Source organism: Streptomyces sp. B8-7 (genome assembly GCF_058833805.1).
Genome location: NZ_JBYRRL010000003.1, coordinates 833161 through 855171 on the forward strand (window position 1 = coordinate 833161; position 22011 = coordinate 855171).

The following is a 22011-nucleotide window of genomic DNA, read 5'->3' on the forward strand; positions in this document are numbered from 1 at the left end:
CGGGGGGACCGCCCGGGCGAGCCCGGCCGGTCCCCCTGCGAGGGTGCACCCCGGCGATTCACCGACGGTGTGTCACCGAGTGGTTCACCTGATCCAGCGGGTTCCGAATCCCCAGTGCACGTTCACCTTGCGGCGGTGCTTGCCCCAGCTCTTCTCCCGGCGGAAGTTGTCGATCCAGCGCTTCGGGCTCTGCGCTGCGCCGCGGAGCCGGAAGCGGGACCAGATGCCGGGTCCGACGACGGCCGCGGCACCGTAGATCATGTTCTTGCGGTATCCGGCGCGGGTACGCCGACTCTCGCTGATACGGTACCTCGCCGCGCCACCTGCCGCGCCGAGGGCACCGCCGATGAGCAGGCCGCCGGCTCCCGCGCAGATGCCCGCAGTGGCGGCGACGCAGGCTGATGCCGCGATGCCGATACCGATACCCGCGGCCCAGCCGTAGAACTGGCGGTTCCTCCTGATGTGCTGGCCGACGCTGCTCCGCTTGAAGCGGTTCCACTTCTTCTTGCACCAGCCGCAACTCCACTTGCCGTCCAGGTCGTAGCTGTTCAGCGGGTCCGCGTTGACGTAGTCGTACGCGTTGGCGCTGCCGCCGTAGACCGGGTCGAGGGAGAGGAAGCGGCCGGTGGTGGGGTTGTAGAGGCGGACGCCCATCATGGTGAGGCCGGTGAGGGTCTCCGTGGAGCGCTGCTTGGCCCCGAGCCAGTTGTAGCGGGTGGCGGCCTGGCCCGCGCGGGGGTTGCCGTACTCGTCGCCGTCCTGGGCGGTGGGGGCCTGGCCCGCGGCGAGCGGGAGCCGGAGCGCCACGTCGCCGTGGATGGTGGTCAGCTGCAGGACGGTGTCGCCGGTCTTGGTGGTGGTGGCGGCCAGGTCGCCGGACGCGGACTCCACGTTGCGGGTCAGGGCCCCGGTGGCGGTGTCCTCCACGATCCAGCGCGGGCTGTCCCCGTCGCCGTCGTAGTGGTTGAGCTTCGACCCGGTCTGGGTCCAGGTGCTGCCGCTGCCGGTCTCCGTCTTCCAGGAGCGGAAGCGGTGGTTGGCGTCGAGCTGCCAGGTCTGGCGCTTGCCGTCGGCGGTCTGCTGGTACGCCAGGTCGTTGACGTAGTAGCCGATCGTGCCGTTGCCGGGTGCGGCGGTGGTGCGGCCGAACGCGTCGTACGCGTAGCCGGTGTCGACCAGGCGGTCGGCGCTGTCGTAGGTGTGGCTGGTGGTGGTGCCTCCCGTGGCGGGGCAGTCGTTGCCGGGGGTGCCGGCCGCGGTGGTCAGCGTCTTGCGGTTGGTGCGGTTGTCGAAGGTGTAGGTGCGCTTGGTGCAGACCGTGTCGTAGGTGTCCTCGACGGCGGCCAGGCGTCCGACGGCGTCGTACCGGTGCTTCTGCTCGCCCCAGCCGGCGTGCGAGGTGACCTGGCCGTGGATGGACTCGGTGACGGTGTCGGAGTAGACGACCGTCCCGTCGCTGTCACGGGTGTAGGTGCGGTCGACGGCCGAGCCGGTGGTGTCCTCGGTCTGCCTGACCGTGTAGCCGCCCGGCAGCTTCTCCGAGCTGACCGAGCCGTCCGCGTCGTACGTGGCCTGGAAGCTGCCCGCGACGGAGTCGGTGGTCTTCGTGGCCAGGCCGCGCGGTTCGGCGGTGTGGTCGTAGGTGTAGGTGACCGTGGACGGGACGCTGTCGGTGGTCTTGACCGGGCGGTCGAGCAGGTCGTACTCGGTCGTGGTGGTGGCGCCGTCGGCGTCGGTGTACGAGACCAGGCGGCCGAGCTTGTCGTACGTCCGGCTGATCGTGCCGCCGGTCGGGGAGACGGTCTTGACGGCCTGGCCGGTGGCCGGGTCGTACTCGGTGGTGGCCTCCGGGACCGCCTGGCCGGTTCCGCCGGTGACGGCCACCTTGACGGCGCGGCCCGCACCGTCGTACGTGGTCGTGGTCGTACGGGTGACGCCGTTGGCGGTCTCCGTGACCTTGGCGGGGTTGCCCCACCAGTCGTACTCGGTGGTGGTGGTCGGCAGCTGGGCCGGGTTGGCACCACCGTTCGTGATGGCGCCGGCCGGGCCCGTGGAGCAGATCATGTCGGCCCATTCGGGGCGGCCCTGGCAGGTGCCGGTGCCGGTGCCGGACCAGTACGTCGTCACGCGGGTGGCGGCGTCGGTGCCGGTGGCACCGGGCGGCATCTGCTTGACGAGGCGGCCCTGGGCGTCGTACTCCATGCTGTCGGTGAGCGCCAGACCGCCGGGGTCCTTCACCGTCCTGGCCGGCAGGCCCTTGGCCCAGTCGTAGACCGTCTGGACCGCGCGGGTCTCACCGTGGACGGTCGGGTGCTCGCGCACCTGCGCGCCGGTGGTGGCCTGGGTGACCTGGTCCTTGATCTTGGCGGTGCCGTCGGTCGGGCGGCCCGCGTCGTACTCGTTGACCGTCCAGGTGCGGGCGGTCACCGAGGTGCCGGACGGAACCAGCACGGTGGTGCCCGACTTCAGGTCCGCGGTGAGGTCGATCCGCCGCAGCGGGCCGAACTCCTCCAGCTCGCGGGTGCCGGTCTCGTTGTAGAGCGACTTGGTGGCCAGCAGGTCGGCGCGTTCGGCGGCCGGCAGCGCGGCGATACCGAGGTCGGCCTGGACGGCCTGGTCGCCGGCGGTCAGGCCGAGCGCGACGGCCCGGTTGCCGGCCGACAGCTCGCGCACCGTGTTGCCGAAGCGGTCGTACTCCGTGGTGGAGATGTGACCGCCCGGGGTGGCGGTGTTGACCTCGCGGCCCGAGACGCCCAGGTACGTGATGCCCGCGCGCTGGTAGTCGGTGGCCCCGAGGGAGTCACCGGTGTGCGAGGCCGGGACGGCGTCGGCGGGGAAGACCGCGGCCGCGTCCGTGGGCGCGTCCAGCTGACCCCACGCCTTCACGTCGGCGGCGCCCAGCTTGTAGGGGGCCTTGGTGCCGGTCAGCGGGACGTCGTAGACGACGCTGGTGGCGGCGGTGCCGGACTCGGCACCCGTCGTGCCCTGCTGCAGGCCGGGGCGGGACGCCTTGAGCAGCATGCCCTCACCGGCCGTGGCGGCGTTGCCGGCCTTGCCGTAGACGAAGGTCCAGGGCAGTTGTCCCGGCGAGGTCAGGCCGGTGACCCGGCCCGCGCTGTCGTAGGCGTACTCCGTCTTCAGCGACGGGGTGATCAGCGGGCTCCATGCCTGGCGCAGGCGGCCCTGGTCGTCGTACGCGTAGGTCTGCACCGTCTTGGACGTCGCCGCGGCGGCGCCCAAAGTGGTGGACCAGGCGCGGATCTCCTTGACCTGGCCCGTGAAGTCGCCGTACGCGTTCGTGGTCGCGGTGGTGGCGGTGGCGTAGACGAACTCCAGGGCCCGGCAGCCCTTGGTGGCCGGGTCGCCGGTGCAGGCCGCGGCGGTGGCCGCCGAGGTCGGGGCGATGACCCGCCTGGGGCGGGACAGCTTCTTGCCGTCCACGGTCACCGTCTCGGAGACCACGGTGGTGGTGGAGTTGGCCAGGCCGTCCAGCAGGGTGCTGGAGACCTGCCAGGTGGTGGCGGCCGCGTCGGGCCTGGTGAACTCCGTCACCGTGCCTTCGGTGTCGGACAGGGTGAACGAGCCCGTGGTGCTGCCCTTCAGCGTCAGGGCCTCGGCACCCGGCTCGGGTATCCACCCGGTCCTGGCCGCGTTCGCGGTGAAGTGGGTCTCCTCGCCTTCGGAGTCCACGACCGCGACGGCGGTGTCGGAGACCTTGCGCAGGTGGGAGAAGTCCGACTCGGTGGCCTCCGCGGTGGTGCCTGCCACCCACTCCTTGCCGAAGATCGCCGCCTGGCCCTCCTGCTGCGCGCCCTTGTCCGGGGTACGGGAGGAAGCCGTGCGGGAGACCGACAGGTCGAACAGGGAGGCGTCGGTGGCCGAGAGGCTGTAGTCACCGGTCAGCAGGTTCACCGAGCCCGGACCCACCCCGCTCGTGGCTGCGCCGGAGGCGTTGCGGTCCACGACCACGGTCAGCGGCAGGGTGCTGCCCGAGGCGCTGTCCGGGCCGGTGAAGTCGGCCTTGATCTGCACCGTGCCGTCGGGGTCGACGGTGTTCGTGGCGTTCCACACCAGGGCGGCGTTCTTGCCGTTGGTGAGCGGGACGGGCCATGTGGTCAGCGCCGTGCCGCCGGCGGTGACGTCACCGGCGGGGATCTTCACCCACGCATCGGCCTCGGAGCGCCGCCAGGAGAAGGAGACCTGGTCGTAGGTGCCGGCATCGGCCTCGGCGACCAGGGGCAGGCGGCGGGCGGTGCGCTCGCCCTCGGTGGGCTGGATGAAGCCGCCCGGACCGGCGTGGAAGGTGTGGTCGACGGCCTCGGACTTGTTGTCGGCCTTGTCGACCTGCCGCACCTGCAGGGTGTGGGTGCCGTCCTTGGGCGGGGCGATGCTGATGGCCTTGGCGGCGGTGGAGCCGCCGGTGGCCACCTTGGTCCAGGTCACACCGTCCAGCGACCACTCGAGCCAGTTGTGGTCCGATCCGTTCGGGGTGACCGTGAAGGTGCCCGCCTGGCCCGCGCCCTTGACCCACTGCCCGGTCGGGTAGTCGGTGGAGGCGATGGACAGCGGGGCGGACGGGCCGGCGGTGTCGACGGTGAAGTACTTCCACTCCGACCAGCCGGTGTTGTAGTGCGTGCCGTCGTACGGGGAGGTGCGGAACCGGTAGGTCCTGCCGTTGGTCAGCACCCCGGCCGGGACGGTCACCGAGGCGACCTGGCCGGAGGCCACCCACGGCGAGACCAGCACGTTGCCGACCTGGGTGTTGGTGGCATCGTCGAAGATCTGGAACGTACCGTTGACCTTGTCGCCGTTGGCGTCGACGAAGGTGTCACGCAGCGTCGGCGCGGTGGTGTTGACCACGTACCGGCCGCCGTAGGAGAAGTACGGCGGGCCCGCCTCCTGCTTCGTGCCGGTCTTCGGCCGGTAGTTGTAGGTCACCACCAGCTTCGGCGGATTGGACGCCGCGTTCGCGGAGTTCACCCGCTTCCACTGCGCCACCACCGACTCGCTCGCAGCACGCAGTCCCATGCCCGAGTACGACCACTTGTTGTTCGCCCAGTGCTGGACGAGGTCGGTGACGTCGGCGTTGATCCAGCCGTCCGCCGTACAGGCCGGGTTGCCCTTGGTCTCGGTCGAGGTGGCCATCTTGGTCACCATCGACGGCTGGTTCGTCCACCGCGAGGACGTGGAGGCGTTGTTCGCCGTCCACACCTCCCACGGATACGCCTTGCAGTCGGTGTTGCCCGAGTGGAAGTTCCACAGCGACAGCGTCGCCTTGGAGACCAGCGCGTCCGCGACGGGCGCCGTGTTCCACGTGATGAACGACCGCGCCGTACGGTAGGTGCCGTCGGCGTTCTTCGTCCCCGGGTTGCCGAGGTCCAGCTCGGTGTCGGCCGACCAGTCGACCGTCTCGCCCTGCTGCACATAGGTGTCGAACAGGTTGCCCAGCGACGACGTGGACGGGTCGACGACGACCGGGTACTTCGTCTCCGGGTCGGCGAGGAAGTCCGCGTCCGGGGTGACGACCAGGTCGATCGTCGAACCCTTCTGGACCACCTTCATCGCCACCGGCACTCTGCGGGTGTGCTCACCCGACACCGGGTCGACGGTGGAGTCCCACATCACCGGTGCGGGCATCACCGCCCGCTTCTTGTTCTTCCTGTCGGTGAACACCACACTGCCGTCGGACTGCTGCTTCGCCCTCAGGTCCCGGGACTTCAGCGGCAGCGTGTAGGTGTAGCCGTCCGTCGTCGGCCTCTGCTTGATCTCGACGAACTGCTCGAACCCGGTACGGGTGGCCTCCACCACCACATCCGCGCCGGGCACGGCGTTGACGTACTCGGCTCGGTTGCCCTCCAGCTGCGGCGCGGGCAGCCCGCCCTTCCACTGCAGCGTGATCCGCTGGTCGCCCTCGCCCAGGGTGACCAGGTCCACCGGCTTGCTCTTCTGTGCCGCCCGAAGCGACTTCGCCGGGCCTCCGCCGGACCTGCCCGCCAGCGTCAGACCTTCCGGGTGCGCCTTCGGTTCGACGGCGCCGTCCGCGGTGACCAGGTCCAGGTCGACGTCCCGCCACCGGCCGGACGCCGAGTCCTCGAACCGGACCGGGCCGGCGGACAGCTCGGTGGTGAGTGAACCGTCCTTGTTCACCCACGTCGTCGACGTCTCCGTACGCTCCGACAGCGCCTCGACGCGCTTGCCCGACAGGCGCGCCGCCACCCGCGCCGAAGCGATGTCCGCCGCCTGTGTGGCCGCGGCCGCCTCCTGCGCCGGCTTCCTGCTGCTCTCCCCCGAGGGAGTGGCCACCGCCACGCCCTCAAGCAAAGTGATGGCCAAGGCCAGGGAGAGGCCCCCCGCGATATAGCGAAGGCTCCCCCCGGACCACAACCGCCCCCGTTCCTCGGGGCCGGATATGTGAACCGACATGCTTCCTCGGTTTCTTGATGCCCAATCGCGTCACGGTCGTGACACTGTCGTGAACATACCGAGGGGGTAATGATCTGAAAGCGCGTCAAGATCACCCAGATAGGGCGCCGTAAACCAACTCTGCCCCAGTGATCTGCGCCACAGAATACAATTCTGGAAGCGTCTACCCGACACTCCCTCAAGTAAACCTCAAATATGGCGCACGGGGCAATGTCCTTCCGTCATACTCGTGCGGGAACCCGCATACTCGTGCGGGACCCGACGGCCGCACGACGCCCGGAGGGCGGACCGGCCCTTTCCCGGCCGGCTCCCGTGCCGCCCGGTTGACCCCCACCGGCCGCACGCCGACCTCGCCGCCGACGGGAACGCCGCAGGGACTCCTCGCGTCCCGCCCCACCGGTACAGGTACCCCGTCGGCTCCGTGCACCGCCGCAGCGCACCGTTCGCCCGAGCCGGGACAGCGGTCGGGCGGAACGCTGGCCCGGCTGAGGTCCTTTCGGGTTCCTGTCGGGTTCCTGTCGGGTTCCTGTCGGATGCGCCGCGGATCCGTATCGGCCCCTCAGCGCACGGCCGTCATCGGCAGAGCAGTCCCGCCCGCAGCGGTGCCGCGTCAGGGGCGGACTCGTGAGGGTGCCCCGGCCTCCGGAGCGGACCGCGTGGCGCACCTTCCCGCCGGGGTCTGCCGCCCGGCGCGGACACGGAGCTGCCCGAGGTGCGGACCGGCGGCCGTCTGCCGTACGGCCCCACTCGCCCCGGTGACTCCTCGATCAAAGATCCCCATGCCCGAACTCTCCGTTCACCGGCGCGGGCGGAGCCCGTCCGCCCACCATGGAGAGATCATGACGGCACGCCCCTCGCTCCGGTCCCGGCCCGACCGTCCGCTCCTGAAGGGAGCGGACCGGCGGGGCAGGATGAGGGCCGCCCGCTTCGCCGTACCGGCGGCGGCCGTCGCCGGCATCGGATGCCACCCGGCCTTCGCAGGCAGGCCCGTGCCCGCCGTGAGCCTGGGGGCGGCACTCGTCCTGCTGGGGCTCGGGCTGACTCTGCCTGCCGGAACCAGGCCCCGGCCCGGGGACCTCGCCGCCGTGACGCTCGCTCCGGCGTCGGCCGGCTGCTGGGTCACCTGGATCGGCGCGGTGGCCGGCCGGCCGGCTCCGGGCCTCCACGGTGCGCACGGCACCGGGGTCTACGCCGTGGTGACGGTGGCGGGCACCTGCGGGCTGCACGCCGCCGCGTCCCTGCGGCCCTGGCCGGCCTGCCGGATCCGGCCAGGCACCCGCATGCAGCCGGGACCGGGCGCGGTCGCGCGGTGCTGTCGCGCTCTGGGGCTCGCGCTCGCCACTCCAGCCGTCGCGGCGGCGGTGGGCTTCGCGCCGGTCGCCCGCGACGACGGGGACGAGAAGGCCGCCGTCAAGGTGCCGCCCCCGGGAGCGACCGGGCGCCGCGGGCCTCCCTGAACCGCAGCGCGACTCCCCTGCCCGGCCCCTCCGAGCGCTGCCGCACCCTCGGGACGCCCGGGACACCCAACGGCAGTCGCCGCGCCGCCCGTCGGGGCACGGCCACGCTGCCCGCTCGCCCTGCGCACCGCATTCAGGAGACCCCTTGAACATCCGCATCGACGTCGTGCATCCCCGTGAACTCGCCTCCGCGGACCTCGCTCTGTGGAGCGAACTGCAGAACACGACCGCGAGTACGGCCCTGACCAACCCCTTCATGAGCGCCCGCTTCACGCAGGCCGTCGGCCGGGTGCGGCCCGACACCCAGGTGGCGGTGCTGCGCCGGGGCCACGAGACGATGGGCTACTTCCCCTTCCAGCGAGACCGCTGGGGACACGGCCGCGCGGTCGGCCAGGGCGTCTCCGACTGCCAGGGGGCCGTCCTGCGCCCCGACGCCCACCCCGATCCGCTGCGCCTGATGCGCGCCTGTTCGCTGAACGCCTGGGAGTTCAATCACCTCGGCAGCGGCCAGCGGCTCTTCCTCCCGTACGCGACGAGCCGGTTCGCCTCGCCCGCCGTCGACCTCACGGCCGGCTTCGCGCCCTACGAGGCCCATCTGCGCACGCACTCGCGCGGCTTCCTCAAGGCGGCACGGGCGCAGGAACGGCGGATGGGCCGCCGCCTCGGCCCGTTGCGCTTCGTCCACGGCGCGCAGGACCCCGCCGCCCTGAAGACCCTCATCGCCTGGAAGTCCGCCCACTACCGCCGCACGGGCCGTCGCGACCCGTTCGCACAGCCGTGGATCAACCGGCTCGTGCACCTGCTGTCCGGCAGCACCGACCCCGAGTGCTCGGGCGTCCTGTCGGTGCTCTACGCGGGCGAACGGCCCGTCGCCGCCCACTTCGGCCTCCGCTCGTCCACGGTCTTCTCCTGCTGGTTCCCCTCCTACGACAGGACGGCCGCCGCCTACTCGCCGGGCCGGGTGCTGTATCTGCGCATGATCGAGGCCTGCGCCGCGTCCGGTGTCCAGCTCTTCGACTTCGGACGAGGCGACGCCGTCTACAAGAACTCCTTCAAGACGAGGGACCTGTCCGTGCACGAGGGAGTCCTGCGCACGACCGGCCCCGGCGCCGCCCTGCACTGGCTCCGCCGCGAACCCGTCCGGGCCGCGCACGCTCTGGTGCGCGGCAACCCCGTACTGAAGAACGCCGTGCTGAGGACCTTCGAGGCGGCCGGAAAGCTCCGTATGCGGTGATCCCACGGCGACGGCGTGCGCGGGGTGCGCGGCGGGGCGCTGCCGGGCGGAGCGCTGCCGGCGGCCCGCGCACGGCGCGGACCGCGTCCTGCCGCCCGCCGACGGCGCCCCGGGGCGCGGGGACCCGAACCGGTGCGGCCGGCGGGAGCGGAGAGGCCTGCGGGGTTCAGCCGGCGGCCCTGCGCCAGGCCGACTCGCGGAGCAGGCGCAGGCCGTTGAGGCCGACGAGGACGGTGGAGCCCTCGTGGCCGGCGACACCGAGCGGCAGGGGCAGGTGCCCGGCGAGGTCCCAGACGACCAGCCCGGCGATGAAGACCCCGGCGACGGCGAGGTTCTGCACGACGAGCCGACGGGCCCGCCGGGACAGCGCGACCACCGCGGGCAGGGCGCCCAGTTCGTCCCGCACGATCACCGCGTCGGCGGTCTCCAGCGCCAGGTCGGAGCCCACCCGCCCCATGGCGGCTCCGCAGTGGGCGGCGGCCAGGGCGGGGGCGTCGTTGACGCCGTCGCCGACGAACAGGACTCTGCGCCCGGCCGCCTGCAGTTCCCGGACGGCGCGTACCTTGTCCTCGGGGAGCAGCCCGGCCCGCGCGTCCTCGATGCCGGCCTCCGCGGCGACACGGGCGGCGGCGCGCGGGTTGTCCCCGGTCAGCAGCAGGGGTGCGCCGCCGGTGAGGCCGGTGAGTGCGGCCACCGTGCCGGCCGCATCCGGACGAGGCCGGTCGGTGACACCCAGCACGCCGGCGGGGGCGCCGTCGAGGCTGACGAGGACGGCGGTACGGCCGCCGTCCTCCAGTTCCGCGGCCAGCTCTGCGGCCTCGGCCGCCGCGTGTGCGGACGCGGTGCCGCCGTCGGTGCCCGCGAGCCGGGCCGGCGCACCCACCGCGACCACGCGCCCGCCGACGACGCCCCGGACGCCGACGCCCGGTGCCGAGGCGAAGTCCCGTACCGGCACGAGGGTGATCCCCCTGTCCCGCGCCGCGCTGACGACCGCCCGGGCGAGCGGGTGCTCGCTGGGCTCCTCCACCGCGGCAGCGAGCGAGAGCAGCCCCTCCTCGTCCACACCGCATCCCGGGAGCGGGCGGACGTCGGTGACGTGCGGGTCGCCCGCGGTCAGCGTGCCCGTCTTGTCGAGCGCGACCGCGTCGACCTCGCCGAGCCGCTCCATGGCCACGGCCGACTTGACGAGCACCCCGTGGCGGCCGGCGTTGGCCATGGCGGACAGCAGCGGCGGCATGGTCGCCAGCACGACCGCGCAGGGCGAGGCCACGATCATGAACGTCATCGCCCGCAGCAGCGCGTCGGTGAACCCCGCGCCGAAGGCGAGCGGGACGAGGAGGACCGCGAGGGTCGCCACCACCATGCCGAGCGAGTAGCGCTGCTCGATCCGCTCGACGAACAGCTGGGTCGGCGCCTTGGTCCCGGAGGCCTCCTGCACCATCCGGACGATCCGCGCGATCACCGAGTCGGACACGTCCCGTTCGATCCTGATGCGCAGCGCACCCGTGCCGTTGAGCGAGCCGGCGAAGACCTCGTCGCCCGCACCCCGGGCCACCGGGAGGGACTCGCCGGTGATGGCGGCCTGGTCGACGTCGCTCGCCCCGTCGAGCACCCGGCCGTCGGCACCGATGCGCTCTCCGGGGCGTACCCGGACGGTGTCGCCGACGGCCAGTTCCCCGACCGGGACCACGCTCTCGGCTCCGTCGGCGCCGACGCGGACGGCGGTCGCCGGAGCGAGGTCCAGCAGACCGCGCACCGAGTCGGCGGTACGGGCGGTGGCCAGTGCCTCCAGGGCACCGGAGGCCGCGAAGATCACGACGAGGAGAGCACCGTCCATCACCTGGCCGATCGCGGCGGCCCCCAGCGCGGCGGCGATCATCAGCAGATCGACGTCGAGCGTCCGCTCCCGCAGGGCCCGCAGACCGGCCCGGGCCGGTTCCCAGCCGCCGGCCGCGTACGCCAGCGCGTACAGCGGGCCCCAGGTCCACGCCGGCGCCCCGGTGAGCTGGAGCGGCAGCGCCGCCAGGAACAGGAGCGCGGCAGCGGCGGCCCAGCGCACCTCGGCCAGCGCGAGGGCCCGGGTGCGCCCCCTGGAGCCTGCACCCGCACGGGAGGGCGCGGATCGGTCCGGCACGGGCCGGACAAGGGTTGTGGTCATCGCAGAAAGGCCCTTCGGAACGGCATCGCGGAACGGCATCGGGGGACGGCATCGCGGGACCTCCGCCCCGAGGACGCGGCGCCGCGCCACCTCACGATACAGGACCACATGAAGACTCATTCATGTGTTCATGATGCGGTCTCCGTAGGATGACTCCATGGGCCATGGAGCTGACGCCGAGACCACCGCGACCGCCCGCGAGCGCCTGGAGACGGTGGGCGCCGCCGAGGTGGCCGCCACCCTCCAGGCGCTGGCCACACCGTCCCGGCTGCGCATCCTGGCCCGCCTCCAGGAAGGACCCTGCGCGGCCACCGAACTCGCGGACGCCGTCGACATGGAGCAGTCGGCCTGCTCCCACCAACTGCGCCTGCTCCGCAACCTCGGCCTGGTCGTCGGCGAACGCCGGGGCCGCTCGGTGATCTACGCCCTCTACGACAACCACGTGGCCGAACTCCTGGAGCAGGCCCTCTACCACGTCGAGCACCTCCGCCTCGGCCTGCGGGACGCCCCCGCCGCGGCCTCGTCGGGCGAGAGGGCCTGACCGCGCCACGGGATCTCACCGTCCGTCACGGGCCGGCCCGCTGCGGGCGGCGACGTCCGCGCGGCGCCCGGGAGCCGGCGGGGCCGCTCCCCGGGAGCGGCGGCGGACGGCCGACCCGCCCGGCCACGCCCGGAGGGCGGCCACGGCGCTACGCCGACGGACCCCGCGGCAGGACGAGGGACTGGACGGCGGGGAGCGCGTGCCAGTCGCTGGTGACGATGCTCGCGTGCGCCGCGGCCAGTCGGGCCACCCGGGCTCGCGCCTCCTCCTCGGTCGGCCTGGTGCTGCTGATGGGCGGCTGGACGGCATGGGCGCTGGTCATCACCAGCACGTAGTGGCGGGTGTCGTACCACGACGTGTCCACCGAGCCGCCGAGCCAGGCCGAGGCGCTGGAGTCGAACAGCACGAACCAGGGCCGGATGCTGCTGTCGTAGGCCGTGCGGGGGTCGCCGGTCCCGAACCTCGCCGCGGGGAAGATCTGCGCCTCCGCGAGCCTCCCCTTCCCGGCGAGGTCGCGCAGTCGGCCCGCGTACTGCTCGTTGGTGGGCCAGAAGTCGAACGGGTTCCTGTTCTCGACGGTCCCCGGGATGACGGACAGCACCACCCGTCCGGCCAGCTGCCGCCGGGTGGGCCAGTTCCCGGCGCGCGCGGCCTCGTCGAGGGAGGCGTACGTGCCGCCGCCGGGCCTGGCCAGCAGGTCGGCGGGGCGGAAGACGCGCGACCCGAGGTGATCCCGGATCAGCCCGTCCAGCTGCGCCGGGCCCATACCGAAGGCCGTGGCGTACCCCAGCTTCAGTTCCAGCTTGATCATCAGCGGACCGCTGCCGGGGTGCGCTTCGAGCCAGACGCGCACGTCGTCCAGGCAGTGTTCGAGGTACTTGCTCGTAGCGCCGGTGTAGAGGTCGCCCGGACCCGACGCCGTGGTGCAGTTGTTGTCGTTGGCGAGCGGCTTCTCATGACTGACGTGCCATCGCCTCGTGAAGACGTCGGGCCAGGCGTCGATCTCGATGAGGCCGGTCCCCGTGTCCAGGGCCTGGGCGAGGTAGGAGAACGCGCTGCGCTCGTAGGTGTTGTGCATTCCGACGGTCGTGGCGGAGGTGAAGGGCACGTCGTCGGCGGGAGCACCCGCCGCCGACTGGGCGGGTAACGCCAGGGTGGCGATCGCCAGGACTGCGGCGACCAGGGCGCGACGGAGCAACATGGAGCCTCCTGGGGGGAGACCGGCACGGACAGCCGCAGAGCATAGGAGCAGCGGGCCGCATCCGACAGAGAACTGACATGGCCATGACTAAGATGGCGCGATGGTCAGCCTCCGTGCGACCCGGCCGCCGCTCGCCCGGCCGCAGGGGCACAGCTCACGGACCGCTCCGCGCGGCGGGCCGCCGGGGTGGCCGCGGCGTCCGAGGGCGGCTCTCCGGCCAGGGGCCCTGCGCGGCTCCGCGCCGGCGCCCGTCCCCGCACCGCCGGGGAGGGAATGCCCGCCGTGCCGGGCCCGGCACCGCTCCCCCGTCCGCACCGTGCCCCCGGTGAGGCAGACTTGGCGCCCGCGAGGGGCCGGGAGGCCCGGTGGACCGGCAGGAGGAGGACCGGACGCGTGGACACGCCGGGCTGGGAGCGCCGACTGCTGCGGACGCTCAGGGCGGAGACGGCCGACTCGGTGCTCGTCCTGGCGGCCGGGGCGGCCGGAACCGGAAAGAGCCGTCTCGCGGACCGGCTCGCCGGGCTGGCCCGGACAGCCCGCTGCGAGGTGCTCACCCGGACCTGCGGTGAGGCAACACCCCTGCCCCGGCCGGACGGTGACGGACCCGCCCTGCTGCTCGTGGACGACCTGCACCGGGCGACCGCCGCCGAAACGGGCGAGCTGCGCCGCCTGCTGGGCCGGCCGCGGCCCGCCCTCGCGGTCGTCCTGCTGTACCGGCCCGAGGAACTCGCCTCGGCCGGACTGCCGTTGGGCGCCCCGCCCGTGCGCTATCCCCGGGATCTGGTCGTCCTGGAGCATCAGGTCGCGCCGTGGACCACCGAGCAGGTCCGCGGCGCCGCTGCGGACGCCCTCGGCGACCGGTGCACGCCCGAGGCCGTGAGCCGGCTGCACGAACGGTCCGGCGGCGTGGCACAGGTGGTGGCCGACCTGCTGACCGTGTTGCGGGACCGGGACGCCCAGCGGTGCACGGCGGCCGACGTGGACGACGCGGGCGTGCCCGTTCGCCTCACCGAACTGGCGCTGAGCCGCACCGTTTCGCTGCCCGCCGCCCAGCGCCCCGTCGCGTGGGCGGCGGCGGTCCTGGACGAGCCGGTGACACGGGAGGTGCTGCTGGCCGTGGCCTCCGCGGCGACGCCCCACGGGCGCCCGCCCGGCGGGGCCCGGGACCGGGGACCGGCACCGGCGGGCAGGCCCGGGCAGGGCCCGGCGCTCGACGAGGCGTTGGTCGCGGCGCTCGACCTGGGCCTCCTCACCGAGCACCCCGGGAATCGGTACGGGTTCTTCGTGCCGCTGGCCGCCGAGGCCGTACGGCGGACGGTGCCGGGCCCCGTACGCCAGAGGCTGCACGCCAGGGCGGCCGACGTGCTCGTGCGCGGACAGCCCGTGCCCTGGGCGGCACTGGTGCGGCACCGTCGCGAGGCGGGCCGGGTGCGGGCCTGGCTGCGGGCCGTGGAACAGGCCGTGGCGCTGGCGACCGGCGCCGGCGACCACCAGACGGCGATCCGGCTCCTGGAACAGACCCTCGCCTCCCCCGGCGTACCGCGGCACGCACGGGCAGCGCTGGCTCCGCAGCTGGCCGACATCGCTGTCAACGGGCTGCGCTCGGACCAGACCGTCGAGGTCCTGTCGCAGATCGTGGAGGACGAGAGCCTGCCCGTCGTGCTGCGCGGCGAGATCCGGCTCGACCTCGGGCTGCTGCTGTGCAACCAGGTCGGGATGGGCGGTACCGGCTGGACCGAACTGGAGCGCGCCGCCGAGGAACTGCGCGGCGAGCGCCCCGCGTTGTCGGCACGGGCCATGTCGGCGCTCGCGATGCCCTACTGGCCCGCCTCCTCCATCGACGCCCACCGCGCCTGGCTCGAGGGTGCGCAGGCGGCCGCGGACGACAGCGGGGACGAGGTGGTGCGCGCCGCGGTGCAGGCCAACCGCCTCGGGCTGGCCATGAGTTGCGGCGATCCCCAGGCGTGGGACCTGCTGAAGTCGCTGCCGGCCGACCACCCCGAGCCCGCCATCCGACGGCACGCCGCCCGCGGGATGTGCAACGCCGCCGACTCGGCCGTGTGGCTCGGTCACCTCGGGCGGGCGGAGGACCTGCTGCGTGACGGGCTGGAGCTGTCCGCGCGCAGCGGTGCTCCGTACACGAAGCACACCGCACTCGGGGCGAGGCTGCTGCTGGAGTGGTTCACCGGCCGGTGGGCGGGCCTGGCCGAGCGCTGCGAGGAGTTCGTCGCCGCCACCGCCGACATGCCCGTCATCAGCGCCGACGCCCGTGTGGTCCGCGGGCTGCTGGCGCTCGCCCGGGGCGCGTGGAGCGCCGCGCTCTCCTGGCTGGCCGGTCCCGACGCGCCGTCGGCCGAGCATGCCGCCGCCCCGCTCGCGGCGGCCACCTCCGGCGCTCTGGTCCGGCTGGCCCTCGCCCGTCAGGACGTGCCGGCGGCGGCCGAGGAGGCCCGGCGCGGCTGGGCCAGGACCGCGGCGAAGGGAGTGTGGGCGTGGGCCGCGGAGCTGGCACCCTGGGCCGTCGAGGCGACGGCGCGGGCGGGAGACGGGGCGGCGGCGCGGACCATGGTCGAGGAGCTGGCGACCGGCCTGGCCGGAGTGGACTCGCCCTCCGCCGGCGCCGCACTGGCCTGGAGCCGGGCGGTACTCGCCGAGGTGACGGGCCGGCCGGGGGACGCCGCGGCCCGGTACCGGGAGGCGGCCGGGCTGTTCGGCCGGGCGACGCGGCCGTACGCCCGCGCCCTCGTGGCCGAGGGCGCGGCACGGTGCGTGCTCGGGGCCGCCGCCGCGGACGGGCCGGCCGCCGCGCACCGGGGCGGCGCTCCGGCGGACCGCGGCGGCACCGACGCCGTCGACGAACTGGAGCTCTGCGTCGCGGAGTTCACTGCACTCGGGGCGGTGTGGGACGCGGCGCGGGCCCGGGCGGAGCTGCGCCGCCACCAGCCGTCCCGGGAGGGCCGCCCGCCGGGCCGCCCCGCGTACGGGACGCAGCTCTCGCCGCGCGAACGCGAGGTCGCCGAACTCGCCGCCGCCGGACTCACCAACCGGGAGATCGCGGCGACCCTGCATCTGTCACCACGGACGGTCGAGCAGCACGTCGCCCGCGCCATGCGGAAGCTGGGCACCCCATCGCGTCAGGACCTCTCCCCGCACGGGAAGTGACCGGGCCGGACGCGCCGTACGGGACCGGGAGGCCCAACGGGCCGCACCGGGCAGGGCCACACCGGACCGAAGGACCGGACAGGGCCACACCGGACCGAAGGACCGCACGGGGCCACGCCGGACCGAAGGACCGCCGCGCGGCGGCGGGGCCCGCGGGACGCCGCAGCGGGGGTCCGGCGCGCGCCGGTGAGCGCGGGCCCGCCCCGGCCCGGGTGCGGACACGAGGCCGGACCGGACCGCATGCCCATCCGCCGCCCCACATGCCCACCTCCTTCCCGGGGGCGAAATACGCCGGTTCAGCTGCTCCGTCGGTGCCGCATTCCGTGATCAGCCGGACACGCAAGCGCTTGCTCAGGAATTAATCACGTATCCGTGGCCGCCCGGTCCCGGATATTCGCCCGCGGACGACGGCTGTACGTTCCTCCCACCCGACCGGCCGACCGTGCCTCTGCAGCGCAGAACCCGACGACGCACGCGACGGCCGGCCGGTGCCGGACGCAGGGGCACTCCCCAACTCCCCTGCCCGGCTCGGCCGCATCCCCCACCCTGAGCGGCCGCAGGGCCCGGCTTGTCATGCACTGACCACGACTGGTCCGTTCCGGTCGGCCGGGAACCAACCCGAAAGGCAGCACCTTGAGCAGATCGAGCAGATCGAGCAGAACAAGCAGATCGAGGTCTCTTCGCATAACCGCGCTCGTGGCGACCGCCGCGGCGCTGGTCTCCGCGGGCGCCGCGCCGGCCCTGGCCGCGCCGTCCGCCGCCGCGCCGGGGCCGTCGGCCCGCGCCGCCACGCCCGGCGCGCCCACCGCCGAGGTCCCCGTCGAGCGTCTGATCGTCGGCTACAGGCCGGGGGCGGCGGAGGCCGCTTCGAACTCCGCGGCCGGCCGGGACGCCACGGCCAAGGGCCGCAGGACCGGCAAGGACCTCGGCTTCGACCGCCGCCTGGGCACCGGCGCGGCGCTCGTGGACCTCGGTGACGAACTGGACGCGGACGAGGCGGCCGCCGTCATGGCCGCGTTCCGCGCCGACCCCGACGTCGCCTACGTGGTCCCCGACCGGCGTGTGTTCGCCACCGCCGTGACCCCCGACGACACCAGGTACAGCAGCCAGTGGGACCTCTTCGAGAGCACCGCGGGCATGAACGTCCCCGCCGCCTGGGACAAGGCCACCGGACGGGGCGTCAAGGTGGCCGTGATCGACACCGGTTACGTCGCGCACTCCGATCTGGCGGCCAACGTCGTCAGCGGCTACGACTTCATCTCGGACCCGTTCATCTCGCAGGACGGCGGCGGACGGGACAGCAACCCGGCCGACCCCGGCGACTGGACGCGACGGGGCGAGTGCGGCGTCGACGAGACCGGCCAGCCGTGGCCGCGGCAGGACCTCGACAACTCCTGGCACGGCACCCATGTCGCCGGCACCATCGCGGCGGTGGCGGGCAACGGCAAGGGCATCGCGGGCATCGCGCACGACGCGACCGTCCAGCCGGTGCGGGTGCTGGGCCGTTGCGGCGGCACCACAGCCGACATCATCGACGCCATCACATGGGCCTCCGGCGGCTCGGTGCAGGGCGTGCCGAGCAACCCCTACGCCGCCGACGTCATCAACATGAGCCTCGGCGGGCCGGGCAGCTGCGACTCCGGCACCCAGAGCGCGATCAACGCGGCCGTGGGCCGCGGCACGACGGTCGTGGTCGCGGCGGGCAACGACGCCGACGACGCCGCCGGGTACAACCCGGGCAACTGCGACAACGTCATCACCGTCGCCGCCGGCGACCGCCAGGGCAACAGGGCGTACTACTCCAACTACGGCAGCTCGGTCGACATCACCGCCCCCGGCGGCGAGACGGCGGTGTCCGGCAACGGCATCCTGTCCACGCTCAACACCGGCACCCGCAGTGTCGGCAGCGAGACCTACGTCGCCTACCAGGGCACCAGCATGGCGGCTCCGCACATCGCGGGTCTCGCCGCGCTGATGCTCGACGCCGACCCGTCGCTGACCCCGGCCCGGATCGAGTCCACGATCAAGAGCACGGCCCGCCCACTGCCCGGCTCCTGCTCCGGGGGGTGCGGGGCCGGCCTCGCCGACGCCGCGGCCGCGCTCGGCGTCGGCGGAACCACCACACCGCCCGCCGGCCCGACCGTCTTCAGCAACGGCACGAACGTCGGCATCCCCGACAACGGCACCTGGGTGACCTCGTCGGTACAGGTGACCGGCATCGCCGGCAACGCCCCGTCGGACCTCGAGGTCGCGGTGGACATCAAGCACCCGTACCGCGGTGACCTGGTCGTCGAGATCGTGGCGCCGAGCGGCGCCTCCCTGCGCCTGAAGGAGGCCTCGAACGACAGCGGCGCCGACCTGGTCACCACGTACGGCGTCGACGCCTCCGGGGTGGCCGCCAACGGCACCTGGAAGCTGCGGGTCGCGGACGCCTACCCGGGCGACACCGGATACATCGACTCCTGGAGCCTGACCTTCTGACGGTCGCGCCCCGGTGTGCCGGTGCCCGCCCCCGCGGGCACCGGCACACCGGCCTGTCCCGCGTCCGTCCGCGCCCTCGCGCCGTCCTCCCCTCCTCCGGTCCGCGACCGCGCCCCCGCACCGCCGCCCGCACCAGCGCCCGCACCAGCGCCTGCACGGCCCTGTACATCACACGCCGAAGGTGCTGTCATGCACGCGACATGCCGACGTCTCGTGCGCCGGCGCTCCGCCCGAGGCACCCGATCCCCGAGGAGGACGGTCATGAGCCCGAGACCAGCACACTTACGCCTGCCGATGGCAGCGGCCGCGGCTCTGGCACTCACCTGCCTGGCCATGAGCCCCGCCGCAGCGGCCGGCACCACCCTCGACATGGACTGCCAGGCCAGCCCGCCGATCGGCTCCGCGCAGCAGTTCGACCTCTCCGCCGGTGTCGACGCCGTGGCGCCGGACACCGTCGCCCCCGGCAGCGCCCTCTCCGTCACCCTGGCCACCGAGCCGATGACCGTGCCCGGCTCGGTCAGCGGCTACACGGTCAAGTCGATCAAGAACATCACCCTCAAGGCTCCCGTCCCCGCGAACGCGACGCTGACCGGCACCCGCCTCACCGGCGGTTCCGGACTCGGGTCGGGAACCCCCAGCGTGAAGGTGAGCGGCGGGGAGGTGGTCATGTCGGTGCCCGGTCCGATCGGAGGCGGGAAGACCTTCACCCTGCCGACGCTGACCCTGGACCTGACGGCCGCGGCCTCCGGTGTCATCGAGACCCGCCTCTCCGGCACGAGCTACGGCAGCCCCGGCCTGACCTTCACCGCCAGCGTCCCGATCCTCTTCGTCACCGTCAGCGTGCCGACGGCCTGCTACCCCTCTCCCAACCCGGTGCTCACCTCCACGGCCATCGGCTGAGCCGGCCGATCGGAGGCCAGGTCCGCGGGGCGCGGGGCGCGGCGTACGAGGCCGCGACCCGGGCGCGGAGGCGCCTTGTCGGGTCCTGGGCGGTCCTGGCGGCGCCCGGTCCGCCTCTGACGGGGCGGCGCCCCGGCCGTGGCGTCGGCCGCGCAAGGCGACCGGCGTCGCCGGACCGGGACGCCGGACCGCCTCCCGGCGGGCCGGCCGGTGTCCTCGGGGAGGGCGGTGAGCGGCCGCTCGTGCCGCGCGGTGCCCGGCCCGCTGCCGCGCCGCCCGGGACCGCGCTGCATCCCGTGCAGCGGTGCTCCGCCGGGCCGGCGGGGCACCTCCCGCCGCACCTCACGCCCCGTCCCCGGCCCGGCCCGGCGCGGCGGGCCGGGCCGCCTCCGGCGACACGGCGGTCCGCCGGCCGGCGGACGCCTCCCGGCCGCCCCACAGGCGACCCCGTGCCGGGCGGGGCCGGCCGGAAGGCGCTGCACGTCCCCGCCTCGCCCGGCACCGGCAGCGGACCTCCGGGGGCCCGCGGGCCGGGCCGCAGCACGGGAAGCGGTGCACGGCAGCACCTGCCCGACCGCCACGGGCGCCCGTCCCCGCTCCCGGCGGCGCGCCGCTCGACCCGCATCCGTGTGCCGCCGCGCCCGAAGGCGCCCGGCTCGGCGTCCAAGCGGCGCAGCCGAGGTGTCTTCAGCTTCTCGCGCGTCGCCGACGAGAAGGCGGACCCACCCCGCGTCGCCCACCAGTCGACCGATCCAGTCAGGAGCCTCACCGGACGTGAACAGCAGAGTCCGCACCACCACGAGCCGGCGCACGGTCGTCAAGGCCGCGGCCGGCACCGCCGTCGCCGGGTCCGTCATGGCCGGCACCGCTTCCGCCTCCCCCGCGCTCGCCGCCGAACCGGCCCCCGCGTTCCTCCACGGAGTGGCCTCCGGGGATCCGCTCCCCGACGGCGTGCTCCTGTGGACCCGGGTCACCCCGGCCCCGGACGCCGTGCCCGGTTCCGGCAGCGGCCCGGACACCGACGTGGACTGGGAGGTCGCCGAGGACAGCGGGTTCACCCGGGTCGTCGCCCGGGGCCGGACCACCACGACCGCCGCCGACGACCACACGGTCAAGGCGGACGTGCGAGGCCTCCGGCCGGCCACCGCCTACCACTACCGCTTCTCCGCCGGCACCGTGCGCTCCCCCGTGGGCCGCACCCGCACCGCGCCCGCCGCCGGATCCACGGCTCCCGGCCTGCGCTTCGGCGTGGCATCCTGCGCCAACTGGGAGTCCGGGCACTTCGCCGCCTACCGGCACCTGGCCGACCGTGCCGACCTGGACGCGATCATCCACCTCGGTGACTACATATACGAGTACGGGACGGGCCGCCTGCCCGCCGAGGAGTACGTCGTACGGCGACACGAGCCCCGGCACGAGATCCTGACGCTCTCCGACTACCGCATCCGGCACGGCACGTACAAGACGGACGCCGCCCTCCGGGCGATGCACGCCGCACACCCGGTCATCGCGATCTGGGACGACCACGAGACGGCGAACAACAACTGGTCCGGCGGTGCGGAGAACCACACCCCCGGCACCGAGGGCGACTACGCCGACCGCGCCGCGGCCGCCAAGCGGGCCTACTTCGAGTGGATGCCCGTCCGCCCCTCCACCGAGGGCACCGTCTACCGCCGCCTGCGCTTCGGGAAGCTGGCCGACCTGCACCTGCTGGACCTGCGCTCGTTCCGCTCGCAGCAGGCGTCCGTGGGCAGCGGCAGGGTCGACGACCCGGACCGTACGATCACCGGCCGCGCCCAGCTCGACTGGCTGAAGGCGGGCCTGGCCTCCTCGGACGCCACCTGGAAGCTGGTGGGCACCTCGGTGATGATCTCACCGCTCGCCTTCGGCTCGCTCCCCGCCCATCTCCTCGGGCCGCTCGCCGAGTTGCTGGGGCTCCCCGCAGAGGGGCTCGCGGTCAACGTGGACCAGTGGGACGGTTACACGGACGACCGCAGGGAACTGCTCGGCCATCTGACGCACCGGGGCATCGAGAACACCGTCTTCCTCGCCGGGGACATCCACACGGCCTGGGCGAACGACGTCCCGGTGAAGGCGGCGACATATCCGTTCTCGCGGTCGGCCGCCACCGAGTTCGTGGTGGCTTCGGTGACCACCGAGAACCTGGACGACCTCCTGCACGTGCCCCCCGGCACGGTCTCACCGGTGGCGAGCGCCGCCATCGAGCTCGCCAACCGCCATGTGAAGTGGACCGACCTGGACCACCACGGGTACGGCATCCTGGACGTGACGGCCGAACACGCGCAGATGGACTACTACATCCTCTCCGACCGGACGAAGGCCGACGCCACGGCCGCCTGGGTCCGCTCCTACCGGACCCGCAACGGCACACAGCGGGTCGAGCGGGTGGACCAGCCGGTGCGCTGACGTCCGCCACGGGTGGCGGTCCGGCCG

Annotated in this window: 10 protein-coding genes; 7 read left to right on the forward strand and 3 right to left on the reverse strand. The window is 73.9% G+C overall.

What is annotated here, in order from left to right:
- Positions 1-84 precede the first annotated feature (84 nt).
- A complete protein-coding gene (locus AC5K6T_RS18810; protein ID WP_493210485.1) occupies positions 85-6333 on the reverse strand; it encodes a DNRLRE domain-containing protein in 6249 nt (2082 codons plus the stop codon).
- Positions 6334-7262: 929 nt separating this feature from the next.
- Between AC5K6T_RS18810 and AC5K6T_RS18815 the strand changes: the two genes are divergently transcribed.
- On the forward strand, positions 7263-7880 hold the full coding sequence (locus AC5K6T_RS18815; RefSeq protein ID WP_493210486.1) for a hypothetical protein: 618 nt from the start codon (positions 7263-7265) through the stop codon (positions 7878-7880).
- 145 nt (positions 7881-8025) lie between these two features.
- Positions 8026-9114 carry a GNAT family N-acetyltransferase gene (locus AC5K6T_RS18820; protein WP_493210488.1) on the forward strand — a complete coding sequence of 363 codons (1089 nt, stop codon included), beginning with the start codon at positions 8026-8028 and terminating at the stop codon, positions 9112-9114.
- Between the two features lie 166 nt (positions 9115-9280).
- On the opposite strand, the gene AC5K6T_RS18825 is transcribed toward AC5K6T_RS18820, so the two are convergent.
- Positions 9281-11272: a heavy metal translocating P-type ATPase gene (locus tag AC5K6T_RS18825; RefSeq protein ID WP_493210489.1), complete on the reverse strand. Its 1992-nt coding sequence runs from the start codon at positions 11270-11272 to the stop codon at positions 9281-9283.
- Positions 11273-11429: 157 nt separating this feature from the next.
- Between AC5K6T_RS18825 and AC5K6T_RS18830 the strand changes: the two genes are divergently transcribed.
- Positions 11430-11813: an ArsR/SmtB family transcription factor gene (locus AC5K6T_RS18830; RefSeq protein ID WP_493210491.1), complete on the forward strand. Its 384-nt coding sequence runs from the start codon at positions 11430-11432 to the stop codon at positions 11811-11813.
- A 148-nt stretch (positions 11814-11961) separates the two neighbouring features.
- On the opposite strand, the gene AC5K6T_RS18835 is transcribed toward AC5K6T_RS18830, so the two are convergent.
- The gene (locus AC5K6T_RS18835; RefSeq protein WP_493210493.1) at positions 11962-13014 is read right to left on the reverse strand and encodes a phosphatidylinositol-specific phospholipase C domain-containing protein; all 1053 of its coding nucleotides are present in this window, start codon (positions 13012-13014) and stop codon (positions 11962-11964) included.
- Positions 13015-13407: 393 nt separating this feature from the next.
- Between AC5K6T_RS18835 and AC5K6T_RS18840 the strand changes: the two genes are divergently transcribed.
- The 4 genes from AC5K6T_RS18840 (at position 13408) to AC5K6T_RS18855 (ending at position 21984) form a co-directional block, all read left to right on the forward strand.
- Positions 13408-16176, forward strand: coding sequence for a helix-turn-helix transcriptional regulator (locus AC5K6T_RS18840; RefSeq protein ID WP_493210495.1), 2769 nt, complete (start codon positions 13408-13410; stop codon positions 16174-16176).
- Between the two features lie 696 nt (positions 16177-16872).
- A complete protein-coding gene (locus AC5K6T_RS18845) occupies positions 16873-18657 on the forward strand; it encodes a S8 family serine peptidase (RefSeq protein ID WP_493210497.1) in 1785 nt (594 codons plus the stop codon).
- 294 nt (positions 18658-18951) lie between these two features.
- Positions 18952-19557: a cyclase gene (locus tag AC5K6T_RS18850; RefSeq protein WP_493210498.1), complete on the forward strand. Its 606-nt coding sequence runs from the start codon at positions 18952-18954 to the stop codon at positions 19555-19557.
- 774 nt (positions 19558-20331) lie between these two features.
- Positions 20332-21984 carry an alkaline phosphatase D family protein gene (locus AC5K6T_RS18855; protein WP_493210500.1) on the forward strand — a complete coding sequence of 551 codons (1653 nt, stop codon included), beginning with the start codon at positions 20332-20334 and terminating at the stop codon, positions 21982-21984.
- The last annotated feature ends 27 nt before the right edge of the window (positions 21985-22011 follow it).